9 protein-coding genes and 1 tRNA gene are annotated in these 17,657 nt (G+C 65.4%); 4 read left to right on the top strand and 6 right to left on the bottom strand.

The features are described from left to right. Positions 1–6: 6 nt before the first annotated feature. Positions 7–1,428: an aldehyde dehydrogenase family protein gene (locus V6B15_RS01740; RefSeq protein WP_334199787.1), complete on the bottom strand. Its 1,422-nt coding sequence runs from the start codon at positions 1,426–1,428 to the stop codon at positions 7–9. A 126-nt stretch (positions 1,429–1,554) separates the two neighbouring features. On the opposite strand from V6B15_RS01740, the gene V6B15_RS01735 reads away from it, so the two are divergent. Both V6B15_RS01735 and V6B15_RS01730 read left to right on the top strand, forming a co-directional pair. Further along, on the top strand, positions 1,555–2,691 hold the full coding sequence (locus tag V6B15_RS01735; RefSeq protein WP_334199786.1) for an acyl-CoA dehydrogenase family protein: 1,137 nt from the start codon (positions 1,555–1,557) through the stop codon (positions 2,689–2,691). Further along, complete coding sequence (locus V6B15_RS01730) at positions 2,688–3,419, top strand: acyl-CoA dehydrogenase family protein (RefSeq protein ID WP_334199785.1); 732 nt, start codon at positions 2,688–2,690, stop codon at positions 3,417–3,419. Before V6B15_RS01735 ends, V6B15_RS01730 begins: the two co-directional genes overlap by 4 nt. On the opposite strand, the gene V6B15_RS01725 is transcribed toward V6B15_RS01730, so the two are convergent. Then, a complete protein-coding gene (locus V6B15_RS01725; RefSeq protein ID WP_334199784.1) occupies positions 3,416–4,414 on the bottom strand; it encodes a helix-turn-helix transcriptional regulator in 999 nt (332 codons plus the stop codon). The two genes, V6B15_RS01730 and V6B15_RS01725, sit on opposite strands and share 4 nt — an antisense overlap. Before the next feature lie 83 nt (positions 4,415–4,497). Here V6B15_RS01725 and cysD point away from each other — a divergent pair, with 83 nt between their 5' ends. Further along, on the top strand, positions 4,498–5,418 hold the full coding sequence (gene cysD, locus V6B15_RS01720; protein ID WP_253522250.1) for a sulfate adenylyltransferase subunit CysD: 921 nt from the start codon (positions 4,498–4,500) through the stop codon (positions 5,416–5,418). Continuing rightward, positions 5,418–7,337 carry a sulfate adenylyltransferase subunit CysN gene (gene cysN / locus V6B15_RS01715; protein WP_334199783.1) on the top strand — a complete coding sequence of 640 codons (1,920 nt, stop codon included), beginning with the start codon at positions 5,418–5,420 and terminating at the stop codon, positions 7,335–7,337. The genes cysD and cysN overlap by 1 nt, the downstream gene beginning before the upstream one ends. Positions 7,338–7,416: 79 nt before the next feature. Here cysN and V6B15_RS01710 read toward each other — a convergent pair whose 3' ends face one another. The 4 genes from V6B15_RS01710 to V6B15_RS01695 form a co-directional block, all read right to left on the bottom strand. Further along, complete coding sequence (locus V6B15_RS01710) at positions 7,417–10,455, bottom strand: CHAT domain-containing protein (RefSeq protein WP_334199782.1); 3,039 nt, start codon at positions 10,453–10,455, stop codon at positions 7,417–7,419. Then, positions 10,445–15,502, bottom strand: coding sequence for a beta strand repeat-containing protein (locus V6B15_RS01705; protein ID WP_334199781.1), 5,058 nt, complete (start codon positions 15,500–15,502; stop codon positions 10,445–10,447). Before V6B15_RS01705 ends, V6B15_RS01710 begins: the two co-directional genes overlap by 11 nt. A gap of 1 nt (position 15,503) precedes the next feature. Then, positions 15,504–17,261 carry a ShlB/FhaC/HecB family hemolysin secretion/activation protein gene (locus V6B15_RS01700; RefSeq protein WP_334199780.1) on the bottom strand — a complete coding sequence of 586 codons (1,758 nt, stop codon included), beginning with the start codon at positions 17,259–17,261 and terminating at the stop codon, positions 15,504–15,506. Positions 17,262–17,533: 272 nt separating this feature from the next. After that, a tRNA-Thr gene (locus V6B15_RS01695) sits at positions 17,534–17,609 on the bottom strand. Positions 17,610–17,657: the final 48 nt, after the last annotated feature.

The raw sequence follows: 17,657 nt of genomic DNA, 5'->3' as shown, positions 1-17,657 counted from the left end.
CAAGTATCAGACGGCGGCGTCGCGCTTGACCGTGATCACCTGCGGATAAGTGAACTCCTTCAGCCCATCGATGCCGTATTCGGCGCCGAAGCCAGACTGCTTGTGCCCGCCGAAGGGCGCGAAGGGCGACAGCTGCATGAATTCGTTGATCCAGACCGTCCCGGTTTCGAGCTGTTCAGCGATTTCGACGCCCTTGTCGGTATCCTTGGTCCAGACCGCACCTGCCAGACCGTATTCCGAATTGTTCGCGCGCTCGATCACTTCGTCGACGCTGGCGAACTTCATCAGCGGCATGACCGGGCCGAACTGTTCCTCGGCCACGATACGCGCATCCTCGGGCGGATTGTCGAGGATGGTGATCGGCACGTAATAGCCGGTGCCCGAGGGATCCTTGTCGCCCCCGGTGAGAAACTTGTAGCCATTGTCCTTGGCGTCTTGGATCAGGTCGAGCACGCGCTCGTACTGTTTCTTGTTCTGGATCGGCCCGACGCCCGTGCCCTGCTGCGAACCGTCACCGACCACCACGGTCTTGGCGTAGTCCGCGATTGCCTTCGACAGGTCGTCGTAGATATCCTCGTGGATGTAGATCCGCTTGGCCGCGATACAGACCTGGCCGGCGTTGGAGAAGCTCGACCAGAACAACTGTTCGGCGACCTTCTGGACGTCCGCATCGGGCAGCACGATCGAGGCGTCATTACCGCCCAGTTCGAGCGTGATGCGCTTGAGGTCGCCCGATGCACCTTCCATGATCTTCTTGCCCGTAGCGGTCGAACCGGTGAAGGTGATCTTGTCGATATCGGGATGCTCGGTGATCAGCGGGCCAAGCGTGTCTTCGCCGGTGATGATGTTCACCGTGCCTGCGGGCACGGCATCCTTGATCAGCTCGGCCACCCGCAGCGTGGTGAGCGGCGTGAAGGGCGACGGCTTGAGCACGATGGTGCAGCCCGCGACCAGCGCCGGGACGATCTTCTGGATCGCCATCATGATCGGGAAGTTCCACGGCACGATGCCGCCGACCACGCCCACCGGCACGCGCCGCGTGCGCGACAGACGGGTGTCGTCATCCTGGTTGATCACATCGTCGAGCGTGAGCGTCGACTGGGCGGCAGCGAGGCCCGCCGCGCCGTAGATTTCCTGCTGTGCCTGCGCATGCGGCTTGCCCTGCTCGCTGGTCAGCAAGCGGTAGAGCTCGTCGGCATTCTCCTTGATCGCAGCGGCGATCCCCTGGACGACCTGCTGCCGTTCTTCGGCGGTGGTCTTCTTCCACTGGGTGAAGGCGCGGCGTGCAGCTGCAACGGCGCTGTCGAGTTCTTCCTTGCCGCAGGACGGCACACGGCCGACGACCTGTTCGGTGGCGGGGTTGAGCACCTCCAGCCATTGGCCGTTATCGACCATCTTGCCGTCGATCAGGTTCTTGTAGTCGGTCATCGTCTCTCTCCTCGCGCAAATCTGGGATTCGTCCCTTGGCCTCACACTGTCGAAATTCGTTGCTCGATGCAACGGGTCTTGCGGTGGGGCCTCAAATTGGGGAGAGAGGCACCGAAGAGGAGAGCAATGCAGACCTTCGTTACCGAAGCCGTCGATTGGCCTGAAACCGCGCCTGCGCTGCGCGAGCAGGTGCGCGCGCTGGTGGCCGAGCATGGGGAGCGCGATCCGGTACGGCGGGCAAACTCCTGGACCAAGGCAAACCCGCAGTTCAGCAAAAAGCTGGGGGAAGCCGGACTGCTCGGCATGACCTGGCCGAAGGAATATGGCGGACACGAACGCAGCCAGCTCGAACGCTATGTCGTGATCGAGGAATTGCTTGCCGCGGGCGCGCCGGTCGGCGCGCACTGGATTGCCGACCGGCAAAGCGGACCGCTGTTGCTGCGGCTCGGAAACGAGGAACTGAAACGCCGCTGGGTGCCCGCCATCGCGCGCGGCGAAGCCTTCGCCTGTATCGGATTGAGCGAGCCGAATTCGGGATCGGACCTCGCTTCGGTGCGCACCGCGGCGCGGCGCGATGGCGATGGCTGGGTGCTCAACGGCCAGAAAGTCTGGACCACCGGCGCGCATGTCAGTCATTTCATGATTGCGCTGGTCCGCAGCGAAGCGGGCAGCGAGCGGCAGCAGGGCCTGTCGCAATTCGTAATTCCGATGGATACGCCCGGGGTCAGCGTAAAACCGATCATCGACCTCACCGGCGCACATGAATTCAACGAGGTGTTCTTCGAGGATGTGCGCCTGCCCGAAACCGCGTTCCTCGGGACCGTAGGCGAGGGCTGGAAGCAGGCCACTGCCGAGCTGTCGCTCGAACGTGCCGGGCCCGAACGCTACCTGTCCTCGATGGTGCTGTTCCTCGAACTCGTCCGCTATGCCGGTGCGAAGCAGGACATCGCGTTGCAGCAGCTGATCGGTCGGCTGACGGCAGATGCCTGGACGCTCCGGCTGATGAGCGCGTCTGTCGCCGCCAAGCTGGCGCGGGGCGAGGACCCGGCGCTCGAAGCTACCATGGTCAAGGACCTTGGCAATTCCTACGAGCAGGCGATCCCCCAATTGGTCCAGGCGGCTGCGGATCTTGGCGATACCGACGCCGCCACGCTGCGCGATATCTGTTTCTACCTGTTGCAGGTCAGCCCCAGCTTTTCGCTGCGCGGCGGCACGCGCGAGATCATCAAGGGCATTATCGCCCGGGGGCTGGGGCTGCGATGAGCGATACCAGACGCATGCTGGCCGAAATGGTCGATCCGCTGTTCGCCGAACTGGGCCCTGCCGCGACGAGCGAGCGCGACGGCAACCGGCTCGACGAACTCGGCCTCCCCGCGCTGCTGGTGCCCGAAGCGGATGGCGGGTTTGGCGGCAGCTGGATGGATGCGCTGACCGTCTTCCGGCTGGCGGGCTATCACGCGCTCGGGATCGACCTGCCCGACGAGATTATCGCGCGCGTGGCCGGGCGGCAAAGCGACCAGTGGTTTGGCCTGATGGCCTTTGCCCGCGCCGCGCAGATCGCCGGCGCGCTCGACGCCGCGCTGGCGCTGTCGGTCGCCTATGCCAATGACCGTGTGCAGTTCGGCCGGCCACTGGGCAAATTCCAGGCCGTCCAGCAGTCGCTGGCGAGTTTTGCCTGCGAGGCTGCGGCGGCCAATTGCGCGGCTATGGGAGCAGCGCAGGCGCTCGATCGCGAGGATGCCGAATTCGAGCTTGCCGCTGCCAAACTGCGCGCCAATCGAGCGGTCGAAGTGGGCACCACGGTCGCGCATCAAGTCCACGGCGCCATCGGGTTCACGCAGGAATACGGCCTGCATCCGCTGACCCGGCGGCTGTGGCAGTGGCGTTCCGAATTCGGCAATGACGCGCATTGGAGCGGCAAGCTCGGTGCGCGCGTGATTGCGCGCGGCGCCGATGCCTTCTGGTCCGATCTCACCGCGCGCACCGATTAGGCCAGCGCGAGCACCCCGGTCAGGATATTGCGCACAAGATCGACTTGCCCGCGCGCGCCCGTCTTGGCGTAGATCTTCTTCGAATAATAGCGCGCGGTTTCGACGGTCAGACCGTGCGCCTGCGCGGCCTCGGTGATCGAGAGCCCCTGCGCCAGCGACCATGCGAGCCGCGCTTCGGCGGGTGTGAGATCGAACAGATCGACCAACTGTTCGTGCCGGTCCGCGCTCGAGGACCGGTCGCCGCGCAGATAAACCACCGCAACTGCCTTGCCCTCGCCCGCGAGCGCATCGACCCGCATCGGCGCGACGAGAATATCGATCCACGGGTCCTGGCTGAGATTGATCGCACGCGGACGGTGGCGCGGGTCGGTCGCCATCGCCCGGACGAGTGCCGTCAGCTGGCGATCGACCGCCGGGGAGCCGGGAACCAGCCGATCGTAGGGGCCGCGCCGCAGCGCACCCGTACGTTCGAGCAACCGCCCCGCCTGCGCGTCGAGATCGACGATCCGGCAGCGCCGATCCACCGCGATCCAGCCGAAATTCATCCGCCGAAAGGCTTCCGCGCCGACAGACGCGCGGCCGCGTTCGCGTTCGAGCGCGGAGACGACCTGCAGCGCGACCCGAAGGTGCGGCACCAGCGCCGATAGCAGGCTGGCGATCTCGGCGCCGGGCGCTTGGGGTGCGGCAACGCACAGCACGAGGTTAAGCTCGCCGCTTCCCACGCGCACCGCACGCAAGCCTTCTTCGGGGTGACCCAGTTCCTCCCCCGCATAGACCCGCGCCTCGCGCATATCGCTCTCTGCGAAAGCGCCGACTACGCCATCGGCCAGGGTGACAAGGCCCTCCTCGCCCGCACTACGGAACCGGATCGCCACACCGTCGGCGGTGCACACCCGCCGCAACTGGCGCAGGAAAGTCTGCCACATGGGCTGTTCGAACACGCCCGAATGGAGCGGCACGAGGAGTTCCGTCTCGCCAAGATTGGGGATACGCATGCGATCGCCTTACTACCTCCCAAATGGGAGGTCCATCCTTCGCATGGAGCGGTAAGTGGGGACAAGACTTGAGGAACCCCTTCATGACCGACCCCAAAACCCTGACCCATCTCCAACGGCTAGAAGCCGAGAGCATCCACATCATGCGCGAAGTCGCCGCCGAGGCGGACAAGCCGGTGATGCTCTATTCGATCGGCAAGGACAGCGCCGTGATGCTGCACCTCGCCAAGAAAGCCTTCTATCCTTCGCCCCCGCCCTTCCCGCTGATGCATGTCGATACGACCTGGAAATTCCAGGACATGTACAAACTGCGCGAGAAGGCGGCGCGGGACGCCGGCATGGACCTGATCGTCTATCAGAATCCCGAGGCCGAGGAACGCGGGATCAATCCCTTCGATCACGGCCCGCTGCATACCGACATGTGGAAGACCGAGGGGCTCAAGCAGGCGCTCGACAAGCACGGGTTCGATGCCGCCTTCGGCGGTGCGCGGCGCGACGAGGAAAAGAGCCGCGCGAAAGAGCGCATCTTTTCCTTCCGCACCGCGACGCATGGCTGGGATCCGAAAAACCAGCGCCCCGAGCTGTGGAACATCTACAATGCGCGCAAGAAGAAGGGCGAGAGCATTCGCGTCTTCCCGCTGTCCAACTGGACCGAGCTCGACATCTGGCAGTACATCATGGCCGAGAATATCGAGATCGTGCCGCTCTATTTCAGCGCCAAACGCCCGACCTACGAGCATGAAGGCGGGCTGTTCATGGCAGACGACCTCGAGCGGCTCGAGAAGGTGATGGGGTACCGGCCCGAGATCACCGAACGCTCGATCCGCTTCCGCACGCTGGGCTGCTTCCCGCTGACCGGCGCGGTCGAGAGCGAGGCAGCCACCTTGCAGGAAGTGGTGCAGGAAATGCTGCTCACCACCACCAGCGAGCGACAGGGCCGCGTGATCGACAAGGACGCGGGTGACGCGTCAATGGAGAAGAAAAAGCAGGAGGGTTATTTCTGATGACCGATCCCATCTACAAGACCGACGCGCTGATTGCCGACGATATCGAGGCCTATCTCGAGCAGCACCAGAACAAGTCGATGCTGCGCTTCATCACCTGCGGCAGCGTGGACGATGGCAAATCGACGCTGATCGGCCGCCTGCTTTACGATTCGAAGATGATCTTCGAAGACCAGCTCGCCGCGCTCGAGAACGACAGCAAGAAGGTGGGCACGCAGGGGCAGGAGATCGACTTCGCGCTGCTGGTCGACGGGCTTGCAGCCGAGCGCGAACAAGGCATCACGATCGATGTCGCCTATCGCTTTTTCGCGACCGAGAAACGCAAGTTCATCGTCGCCGACTGCCCGGGACACGAGCAATATACCCGCAACATGGTGACGGGTGCCTCGACCGCCGATTGCGCCGCGATCCTGATCGATGCGCGCAAGGGCGTGCTGGTCCAGACCAAGCGGCACAGTTTCCTGTGCCACCAGCTCGGCATCAAGAACCTGGTGCTGGCGGTCAACAAGATGGACCTGATCGATTACGACCAGGCCAGGTTCGACGCGATCGTCGCCGACTACGCGGCCTTCGCCAAGAGCATCGGGATCGAGACCTTTACCGCCATCCCGATGTCGGGCCTTGCGGGCGACAACATCACCACGCGCTCGGACAACACCGGCTGGTACGATGGCCCGGTGCTGATCGACCACCTCGAAACCATCGAGGTCAACAACACCGCCAACCAGGCCAAGCCTTTCCGCATGCCCGTGCAGTGGGTCAATCGCCCCAATCTCGACTTCCGCGGCTTCTCCGGCCAGATCGCCACCGGCACCGTCAAGCCGGGTGACGAGCTGCGCTCGCTGCCCTCCGGCAAGACGAGCACGGTCAAGTCGATCGTGACCATGGATGGCGATCTCGACGAAGCGGTCGCGGGCCAGTCGGTGACGATCACGCTCGCCGACGAAATCGACTGTTCGCGCGGCGATGTGCTCGCGGCTGCGGACAGCCCGCCCGAAGTCGCCGACCAGTTCGAAACGACGATCGTGTGGATGGACGACGAACCGCTCGTCGTCGGACGCGCCTACTGGCTCAAGCTTGGCTCGCAAATGGTCAGCGCGACCGTGGCCGAGCCCAAGTTCGAGATCGACGTCAACAATCCCTCGGGCTCGGGCTCGCACCTCGCCTCGCAGACGCTGCATCTCAACCAGATCGGTGTGTGCGAGATCACCACCGACAAGCGGATCGTGTTCGATCCCTACACCGACAACCGCGCGCTGGGCGGGTTCATCCTGATCGACAAGATCACCCACCATACGGTCGGGGCGGGGATGCTCCACTTCAGCCTGCGCCGCAGCCAGAACGTCCACTGGCAGGCGACCGACATCACGCGTGACCATCACGCCGCGATGAAGAACCAGACGCCGCGCGTGCTGTGGTTCACCGGGCTGTCGGGTTCGGGCAAGTCGACCATCGCCAACGAAGTCGAAAAGAAGCTGGCGATCATGAACCGCCACACCTTCCTGCTCGATGGCGACAATGTCCGCCACGGTCTCAACAAGGATCTGGGTTTCACCGAAAGCGACCGGATCGAAAACATCCGCCGGATCGGCGAGGTCGCCAAGCTGATGACCGATGCGGGACTCATTGTCCTCACCGCCTTCATCAGCCCCTTCCGGGCCGACCGCAAGTTGGTGCGCGACATGATCGATAGCGGCGAGTTTATCGAAATCCATGTCGACACCCCGCTGGAAGTGGCCGAGGCGCGCGATGTGAAGGGGCTGTACAAGAAGGCCCGCGAAGGCAAGCTCAAGAACTTCACCGGGATCGACAGCCCCTATGAAGCCCCCGAAGACCCCGAAATCCGGGTCAACACGGTCGAGATGTCACCGGAAGAAGCCGCCGATTATATCATCGGCAAGATCCTCCCGCTGAAATAAGACAAAGGGGCGCCACACGGCGCCCCTTTTCATTTCAGGACCAGCTGCCCGGCAGGGTCCGGATGGCTGACGGCTTGGCTCAATTGCGCAATTGCGCGCCGCCATCGCCGACAATCGCGAATGCCGACCAGTAGAACGGATGCGAGGTTTCGCTCTGGTCCATCAGCCGGCCCTGCGACTGGCGCATGGCTTCGGCCAGCGAAGTCCCCGGCGCGACTGAAAAGAAGCCGTCGATCAGCCGGTTGGTCGCATCGTAATCGTCCGGAACCGGCCAGTGGCTGGCAACGACGGTCCGGCCGCCCGCGCCGACAAAGGCGCGAACCAATCCATCGAGGGCAAACCCGCCTCCGCTGACGCCCGCTTCGCGCGTGGCGCCGAGCGTCGCCTCTCCCGCCGTGTCGCAAGCGGAGAGAATGACCAGGTCGGCATCGATCTTGAGATCGAAGATTTCCGCGAAGGACAGCAGGCCATCGGACTGCTCGTCACCGAACGAGGTCAGCAGCGCCGGGCGCGGCGGGCATTCGGGTTGCGGTGCGGTCACGAGGCCGTGCGTGGCGAAATGGAGGATGCGATACTGGTCGAGATCCTCCATCCCGAGAACCGCGGTATCGGTAAACGTGTCACCGGTAACGATCCGCTCCTGCGCGGTGCCCGCACCCAGGCTGCGCGAGGCAGCGTAAAGCTCGTCGGCCTTGATCGGGTAGTCCCAGATCGACGGGGCCCACAGGCAGTCCGCGCCCCCGGCCAGCGCCGCACGCGTGCCGAGCGTCCCGCGCTCCTGGGTCAGCGGGGTGTTCTCGCCGAACCCGATATATTCACGGACCGCGGAGGACCCGGGAGCCCGGCGAACATCGCGGAAGGCCGAGGGGGAAACGGTAGTCGTGATCCTGACCTCGCGCCCCAGCCAGTTGGTCCCGGTGAAATCGTAATCGTCGCCGCCTTGCGCGATCCGCTCGACATAGCGATCGACGCTGGCGTCATCGGCGACCAGCAGGTTCGCGGGCAGCCGCAGCATCGCGCCATCGGGTTCGAATACGAGATGATCGAGCGCCTTGACCTCGGCATCGACGGGTTCGAGCAGTGCCTTGTACAGCGCGCGCGATTTCTCGATGTCGAAGGGAAAGGTCAGCGTCTGCCCGTTTTCGACATAGGCGATGGTGGCGCGCAATTCGTCCACCTCGGCCTCGAGCGCCTCGGGGTCGACCCCGGCGCGATAGGCGCGCGCCATCTCCGACGTGGCGAAAATGGCGAAGGTCGCGCCGTCCAGCGTCGCCAGCTTGAGATAGCCTTCGCCCGGGCGCAATGTCTCCTGCAATTCCTCCAGCGTGACCCGCCCGTCGGACACCGCGCGGAAGCGGGGGTATTCGCCCAGGCTGTCCTGGATCGCCAATTGCTGCGTCTCGAGCTGGGCGAGCGCCGCGCGCTGGGCGGTCAGCCGTTCGGCAACCAGCGGATCGGCGGCCGCCTGCCCTTCGAGCAGCGCCACGCGATTGCGCAATTGTTCGACCGAGCGACCGACATTGACCGCCTTGCGGAACAGTTGCGAGGCTTCGTCGCTCCCGCCCGATAGCTCGCGCGCGAGCACGGCCTGCGTTTGTGCCAGACCCGGGCGTTGCAGCAGCTGGCTGGCAAGGAACATGTCCGCCGCAGCCTCCGCTCCGCCATCCCCGTCGCTGGTCAGCAGGTCGAAGAACGGCACCAGCAAACGGCGCAAGGCGGGCGCGGGCTTGCCCTGCGCATCGCCCACCAGATCGCGGTAGGCAGCGAGCGCTTCTTCGGTTCGCCCGCTGCGCGCCAGATAGCCGGCAAACTGCGCCTTGCTGCTCAGCAGCGCGGGGGAATTGGGGTAATTGGTCTCTAGCAGCGCGATCGCTTGCCCATGGTAGGCTTCGGCGGCAGCGGCGTCGTCCTTGTCCTCGGCCAGATCGGCCAGTTCGCCCAGCACCTGCGCGCGCAGCCACAGGATCGAACGGACCGAGCCGCCCCGGACACCCGCCAGACCCGCGTCGGCATTGGCGAGGCGCTGCCCGGCTTCACCCTTGCGCCCGAGCAGGCGCAAGGCGGTGGCTGCGAGATAGTCGGTCTGCCCGTCGAGCAGGTCGGCGCGTTCGAGCGCGGAGAGCCCGCCGACATCGTCCAGCGCGCTCGTTTGTTCAGCCGACAGCCGTGCGGCCAGCGCATCGGTGATTTCCAGCCCCGCCAGCGCATCCTGCGACGTCGCTCCGGCGGCGAGAGGGCGCTCGATAATGTCGAGTGCCACCTGCGGCGCCCCCGCATTCAGCGCATCGATCGCCTCGTAATTGCGCAGCAGGCGCGCCAGCACGGGATCGCCGCCAAGCTGCCCCCGTACGTTTGCGAAACCCCGCGAGGCTTCGGCAAAATTGCCGAGATTCGACTGCAGCAGCGCGGCATTGAGACGTGCTTCGAGCGCATTGTTGCCTTCGGCAGTGGCGGCGGTCGCGGCGAAGAATTCGGCGGCTTCGGCGAAATCGCCGCTGTTGCTGCGGCGGTAGGCTTCGGCGATCACCGCATCCGAGGCGAGCGCGCGCGCCTGTGCTCGGGCAAAGGCGACCGCGTCCCCGGTTTCGGTAAGCGGAATCTCGACATTGCCCTGGACGGGACGGTCGTTGACCAGGGTGGCGATTCCCAACCGCACGGCATCGGAATAGGCGGTGATGGCCTCACCGGCATAGAGCCGCCCGCCCGCCTCGCCGGCCACAAGGATACGCCGCGTGCCCAGTTCGCTATCGGTGCAGGAAAAGCTTTCGCTGTCGCCCAGCGCGTCGGGCACGGCGGTTTCGCCACCTTCGCGGCACTCGGCCGAGGGGAGGAAGCGCGCCTGTGCCTCCGAGCCTTGCGCACCGCGAAGCACCCATAGCGTGCCCACGGGGGCCGCCGCATCGCGGCAGACGATCGTATATCCGCGGTCGAACAGTCCGGCACCCGGCTGCGGCGGCATGATCTGCGCTTCGCACAGGCCGTTGGCCCCGATCGGGAAAGTGTCGCTATAGCTGACCGGACGCTCGCCATTCTGCGCTGCAACGGGCTGGAGTGGGGCCGAGAGCATCACTGCCGCTGCGCTGCATCCCGCGATGGCGGTCAAGGTTTTACTGCGCATCGGAATCCTCCCCGGTTTCGTCGTCCTGCTCGGCGGCATCTTCGCCCGCGCCATAGAGCGCGATATCGCCGCCGCTGGCGACCGGATCGTCGATCGCGCCCTGTTCGCCGATCAACGAGGCGTTGAGCAGCCCGGGGAAGTCTGCCCCGAACTCGACATTGCTGTCCTGTTCGCTCTGCTCGACCGGTGCGGCCGCGATCACTGCGGTAGTCGTCACCGCAGCCGCCGGCGCTTTCTCGTCGATTTCATCGAGCACCTCTTCGCGCGTATCGGGCGGCGGCGGTTCGACCCCGGCGCATTGCGCAGTGTTGATCGCGCAATCGTTCAATTGCGACGTGTCGGTGTAGGTCGTGACCAGTCCGTCGTCATTCTCTTCGGTATGGAAATCGACCTGGGTGAAGAACTCCTCACCCGTCACGAAACTGCCATCGCCGTTCAGCCTGCGGCCGTAAGCGAATACATCGAGCGCCCCGCCCGAGGGGGTTTGCTGGTCGTCATTGGCGAAGCTGGCGATCGCCAGATCGCCGGTGACGGTAATGCCCGCCGGCGCCTGGCTCGTTCCCGTATTGCGAACCAGCAGGCTGCTGCCGACCGCGAGCAGGACGTCCCCGGCGCGCAGATAGCCAAGCGGATCGGAACTGCCCGCGGCGGCGGTCGCGAGCAGCGCGTCGCGCCCGGCAAAGCCGACGTCGCCCCGAAGCTGCGCGATGGTTTCCGCATCGGCCATCCAGAAGTCGTTGCCGAAGAAGCTGAACCGGCCGGTTGGATTGTCCTGCGAATCGACGATGCCGATCCCGCCGGGGGTCACGATTTCCAGCCGCTGCGCCAGAATGGACAATTCATCGGTCGGGGCCGCATCGACATAGGCAAGTATGCCTTCGACGCGGACCACTCCGCCTGCGCCGATAAACACATTGGCCACGCCATCGTCCAGCGAACCGAAGATGGTCGTGTCACGGATCAGCAGATCGTCCGACGCGGCGCCCTCGAAAGAGGCGCCGAAATAGGCGGCGCTCGCATCGATCCGCCCAAGCTCGGCCTGGGTAAGCGTGTAACCCTCGGTATCGCCAGTTCCGCCCAGCACGGTCATCGCGTCATTGCCGAACACGACGAGATTGAGGAACTCGGCCCCGATCCTTGCGCCTGCAAGAATGTCGAGTTCGCTGGAAAGGATGAACACATCCTGCCCGCCGAAGCCGATCTGGTCGTCATTGTCGCCGTCGATGGTGACAGTGCCCGCGGTCGAGATATCGATAAGCGCAGTGGGAGCGCCGATGCTCGGTCCGCCGATCAGCCCGCCGTTCGCGGTGACGATGTCGAGATCGCCGGTGAGCTCGAACTGCGCCGATCCCGTTATCGGGATTGCGCCGCCGGCAGCACGGATCAGCGATGCATCCCCCGCGCTGTCGCCGACCGCGCGGGCGACAAGCTGGTCGAGCGCAATCGTCCCGCCATTGGCGATGATTTCGAACGCCCCGGCGGTTTCCGCGCCGAGCGCTTCCAGCCGCAGGAAATCCGCCTCGATAGCAGCTTCGGCGGTTGCCAGGACCTGGACCAGGCCGCCGATTGCGCCACCCGATCGCACACCTGCCGGGTCGAAGCCGCCGAGCCCGTTGGCGGTGAGCGTTGCATTCCCGAAGGACAGGCTGCCACCGTCCCGGCTGCGCGCATAGGCCAGACCGCCGGTCCCACTGCCGCCATCGCCGTCAGCCGACTCGCCTCCGGTGGCGCTCGCATTGAGAGTGGTCGTGCCAGCGAGGGTCGCAGCGCCTTCCCGTACATCGATGAAGGAAGTTCCGCCTGTCGCATCCCCGCCGACAGCCCCGGCCCCGCCGTCCGCGAAGGAATTGAGGACGACATCTCCGCCGACCGTGAGGATCGCGGTGCCCGAAGTGGTTATGCTGGCAACCCCGCCCGACGCCAGGCCGCCATCGCCCGTTTCCGACGCGCCGCCGCTGCCGGTCGCGGCATACTGGATGTCGCCCGTCACGTTCAGGATCGAATCGCTGTCGATCGAGACTTCGCCCGCGCGCCCGGCGCCGCCATCGCCCGTCGTTCCACTGCCACCGATGCCCTGGGCAGTGCCGATGAGGGACAGGGCGTTGAGCGTGCCGCCGACGATCCCGATCCCGGCATTGCCGCCGAAGCCGTCACCCCCGGTCGAGCCATCCCCGCCGATGCCATCGGCGCGAGTCGAAATGCTTGCCGCGTCGACCTGCGAAGCGTTGGCGAACACGCCCGCGAAGCCGCCCACACCGATTCCGCCCGTGCCAAGACCAACCGCGCTCGATCCGCCGTCGCCGCCGAAGCCACCTGCTTCGAGCGTCAGCGTATCGAACTCGGCCAGCCCCTCGCCGAGCGATCCATCGCCGCGGCCGCTGAATGTGCCGGCTTGCGTGGTCCCGCCCACGCCCGACCCGCCGGCGCCGCCGGCCTGTCCGGTACCGCCGGAGCCGCCCGTGCCGCCGAGACCGCTTGCCGAAAGCGCGGTGCTGCCCCCGACCGTGAGCGTGGCATTGTCGCGGCCGGCCAGCGCGAAGGCGCCGCCCGAACCGGGTGTTCCCTGGAAGGTGCCCCCCGTGCCATTGCCGCCGGCGCCAGCGGCGACCGTACTGCCGTCGCCTTCGCCGCCCTCACCGCCGACACCCGAGGCGGTCATCGAGGCGTTGCCGCCGATCGTCAGGCTGGCGGCAAGCGCTTGCGAACCGTCGGCCTGGATATAGGCGGTGCCGCCCAGCGCATTGCCGCCGGTACCGCCAAAGCCGACAGCGGCATCGCCGCCGGTGGCCAGGGCCGACAAGGAGGCATCACCGTCGACCGCGATACTGCCGAAAACCGCCAGGATTCCCGCATTGCCACCAGTGGCGTCGCCGCCGACATGTCCATCGCCGCCGGTACCGTCGGCCAGAAGGTTGGCGTTGCCGCTCAGCACGATATCTCCGGTGCCTTCGGTCAGGATAACCGACCGGCCGCCTTCGCCATCGCCGCCTGTGCCATCGGAGGCCAGGCCATCACCGCCCAGACCGATAGCGGAGGCGGTAACACCCCCCGTGCTGATCGCTCCGGTGTCATCGGCGAAGACCTGCGAAACTCCGCCGATGCCCGCACCGCCGGAGCCGCCTTCGCCGCCTCTCCCGCTCGCGCGAAGCGTGGCGATGCCGGCGATCGTGATCGTTCCGTCGATAGTGTTGACCAGCGCTTCGCCGCCGCGTCCGAGACCGCCCGTGTCGCCCGGTCCGCCATTGAATGCGCTCGCGCCTTCTCCGCCCTGACCCAGCGCATTGACCGAAAGCGAGCCGCCAAAGGTGATTGTCCCGTCCCGCGCATCGACATTGGCGAGGCCCCCGGCGCCCGCGCCCCCGTCGATCACCCCCAATATCCCGTCGGCATCACCGCCCAGGCCGCTCGCATCGAGCGATGCATCGCCCGCAATATCGATCCGCCCACCGCTGCGCACGATAACTTCGCTGCGTCCGCCGGTCGCCATGCTGCCCGCGAAATCATTGCCGAAGGCATCGGTATCAATGTCCAGCGATCCCCCGACATCGATCGCCCCATTGTTCAGTGCATAGAGGCGCGCGTTTCCGCCAAAGCCATCGCCGACCGCGCCCGTCCCCAGCCGCAAGTTGGCCTGCGCCAACAGGCTGACGTCGCCGCCGATCGAAATCGTGCCGCCATTGCCCAACAGGTCGATATCTCCCCCGGTTGCGTCGCCGGAGAGCTGGAACGGCGACACGTCGGCGCTCAAATCCCCGGTCACGTTCACGGCAGAACCTACGCGGGCGATCAGGTCGATCGCACCGCCGACTACATCGAGCGATGTCGCGATCGTCCCGCGAGACAACAGCGAGGTGTCTCCGGTGATCGAAATGTCGTGCCCATTGCGGGCAAAAAACAGTATCGACCGGGCAGCTTCCACGGTCAGTCCATCGGCGAAATCGATCGCTCCACCGTTTGAATTGGCGGAGAAGCCGCCCGTCGCCCCGGCGAACACGCTCGAAGTCAGGCTCGATGCGCCGGACAGCGCGATCGATTCCGCTATAGCCGCGTCGTCTACCGCGCCGGTCGTCACATCCCTCCCGAAGACGTCGTAACCGGCCGAGAGAATGATATCGCCATTATCCACCCCGGCAGTAGCCGCGGTATCGAAGCCCAGATTACCGCGCAGCAGCATGGTGATCGGATCGGCAGCGGCCCGTGCAACGCCGTAGATGACATGGTTGTCGCCCGCGCCGAGGCTCGATGGTCCCCCGGTCGACCCGCGGTGATCAATCGCCGTAGCGACGCTCGTCCCGACTGGAATCTCGATGTCGAACAGGCCGTTATTGTAGGTCAGATTGACCTGCTCGCCAGCGATATAGGCGCTCGAACCGTTGATATAGGCGCTTCCGCGCATGGTGATTTGGGGCGCAGCAATGACGAAGTAGCTATCTTCACCAAGGGCCGTGATCTGCGGGTTTTCGCCCACCGAGATGCCGGCAGTCGTCCCTTGGGCGCCGGTCAGCTGCAGTGTCCCGCCCGCGGCGAAGCTGTCGAAACTGTCGAGATCGGGATCGAGCGTGGTCAGCAGCAATTGCCCGACATCGAAAGTGGCATTGCCGCCTATCAAAATGCCCGTCGGCGAATAGAACGCAACCATTCCGCCGGTCGAGAGAGTGCCGCTCGCATCCTGCAAGTTCGAGATCACCGATCCGCGGAAGACGATCGCATTACCATTGGTCGAAGGCTGGATCCGGTTGAGCACGGCGAACCCGCCCTGCCCCGGTCCGTCCTGGAAATAGGCCGTTCTGCCATTGGGGAGAAAGATCAGCGCATTGCCCGCGTCGTCTTCGTACGGGAACCAGTCGAGCACCGCCGTTGCGGAAGTGATCGTGAATGTGTCGGCGCCCCCTACCGAGCGATCGATGTCGACGGTGCCCCGCACGATCTCGGGAAAGCCATTGAAAGCCTCCGCCTGCGCTTGCGAGGGGATCGCCAGAACAGCGGCCATGGCGAGGCCTGCTCCGCCAAGCAGCAGGGGCAGACGATGATTGATCGAGCGGGCCATGTCAGAACCTCCAGGGAAGCAGGCGGGTGGTGAGCGAAACGAGCACGCGCACGTCTCCGCGATCGGCAGCAAAATCGGGTTTCTCGAGCGGCACCGCGACCGCCACATCGGCCTGCAGCGCGCTGCCATAAGCAAAGCGCATACCGCCGCCGGCCGACCACAGGCGATCGGGATTGAGCGGCGAACGGCTCGGGTCCTCGTTCCAGGTCCACGCCATGTCGGTGAAGAGATAGCCTTCCCAAGCCAGCTTGGCGGGGCCGTCGGGCGCCAGCGAACCATAGCCCATTTCAAACGACAACGCGTAGCCGCTATCGCCGAGGATGCTGCCCGGATCGTAGCCGCGGCCAAGCGAATAATTGCCCGCGGAGAACTCCTCGAAAGCAGGCAGCGGGTCGCGGGTGAATTGCGCATTCAGGCCGAGCGAGAAGCGCAGATCGGGTATGGGCCGGTAATCGGCCTCACCTTCGAACCGCACCAGCAGCGGCGTGGGATCGGCCTCGATCCGGTTGGGGGCCACACCCCCCGCAAGGCAGGTGCGCGGATCGGTGCGGCAATCGGGGGTGGCATCGAAGATGTCGATCCCCTGGCGCAGCTCGATCGCGCCGCGCGCCCCAAGCCGGGGTTCGAAGGCGCTGAAGCCATTGACGCCCGCAATGCTGTCGGGATCGGCGTAGAGCGAATCCACTCTCAGGAAGACCGTCCGCACCCGGTCGCGCGTCAGGCGCAAATCGTTCACCGTCAGGTCCTGGTCGACGTAATCGAACCCGCTGCTCAGGATATGCGAGGTGCTGCGGCTGCGCTGGATCGGGTAGGACAGCCCCCACGAGGCGAACAGCGTTTCGGATTCGACATCGAGACCGGGCAGATCGAGATCGGGGTCGGTCCAGCTGTAGGTGAACTGGCCGAACATCCGCAGGCCATCGCCGCCGATCGCGAAATCGTGCCCGAGCTGGACGGTTTGCTGCTCCTCGAACTCGGCGGTGGAGAACAGCGCGACGCTGGTCCGGTCACCAAGGCCGGTCAGGTCGTAGACCTCGCCGCGCAGCAGCCCGCCGAACCGGCCAAGCGCCTTGGAGCCGAAGTTCTGGACATTGAGATCGAGCGTTCCGCGCCGCCGGATCACCGCGATATCGCCGACCAGATCGCCCGGCGTTCCGCCTGCTGCAGGACGCAGCGAGAGACGGACATCGACTCCCGGCAGGTCGTCGGCCAGCAGCAGATAGCGCTCGGCCCGCTTGGTGTTGAACACCGCATCCTGCGTCAGCGGTTCGAGATAGGTCGCCACCAATTGCTCGGATGGCCCTGCATCGCCGCGCACCCGCAATGCGGTGACCCGGCCAAACACGATCCGCATTTCCGCGTCACCATTGGACAGCCGCTGCGCGGGAATTTCGACCGTGGCGAGGTAGCCCGCCTGTTGCAGCCGTTGGTTGGCCGCCGCGCGGACATCGCACAGCACCGATATCGGCAGTTCGCGGCCCACATAGCCCTGATAAGCTCCGGTGAGGTCGACTTCGGGCGCCTTGTCCGCCCCGGTGAAGCGCACCGAGTTGAGCGTCACCGTGATGTCGGCCAGATCGGGCGCGTCGAGCGCGCAGGGCGAACGCTCCATGCCCCCGTCGATCGTCAGCGTGGTGGGCGACGCAACTGGCTCGCGTGCCTGAGGCGGGGTCAGCTCGCCGCGGCTCGGCACCGCTTGCGCCTGCGCCGAGGCGGGATTGGCCAGCGCGAACGCGGCCGCCCCGGCGAGCAGGACCATGCGTGCCCGGCGGAAAGCGGCGCCGTGGCCGCTATTCAAACTCGTGTTGATATGCTGGCCCAAGCCCATTCAGATCGCCCCCCAACAGCACAGTACATGCACTCGTCGATTTAGTCAGCGATCCGCCGGGCCCGTTATCCGGGCCTCTTCCTTGTAGTAAGCAAGGCCTTACCATCCCCCTACGCGAAATGTCATGCTGAATCTTGAACGCCCCAACGAGGGACGCTCACGGCGCGGAGAAGTCGCGCGGCGATGGGGTGAGGCGGAAGTCGTGGTGCCGCTTACAGGACTCGAACCTGTGACCCCATCATTACGAATGATGTGCTCTACCAACTGAGCTAAAGCGGCACTTTCGCGGGTTGCGCGGGAATATCAGATTGCACTGAGAACCCCTCA

The sequence above is a fragment of the Qipengyuania sp. Mu-71 genome, assembly GCF_036867055.1.
In the GTDB taxonomy this organism is placed as follows: domain Bacteria; phylum Pseudomonadota; class Alphaproteobacteria; order Sphingomonadales; family Sphingomonadaceae; genus Qipengyuania; species Qipengyuania profunda.
This window is presented reverse-complemented; position numbering and strand designations above follow the sequence as displayed.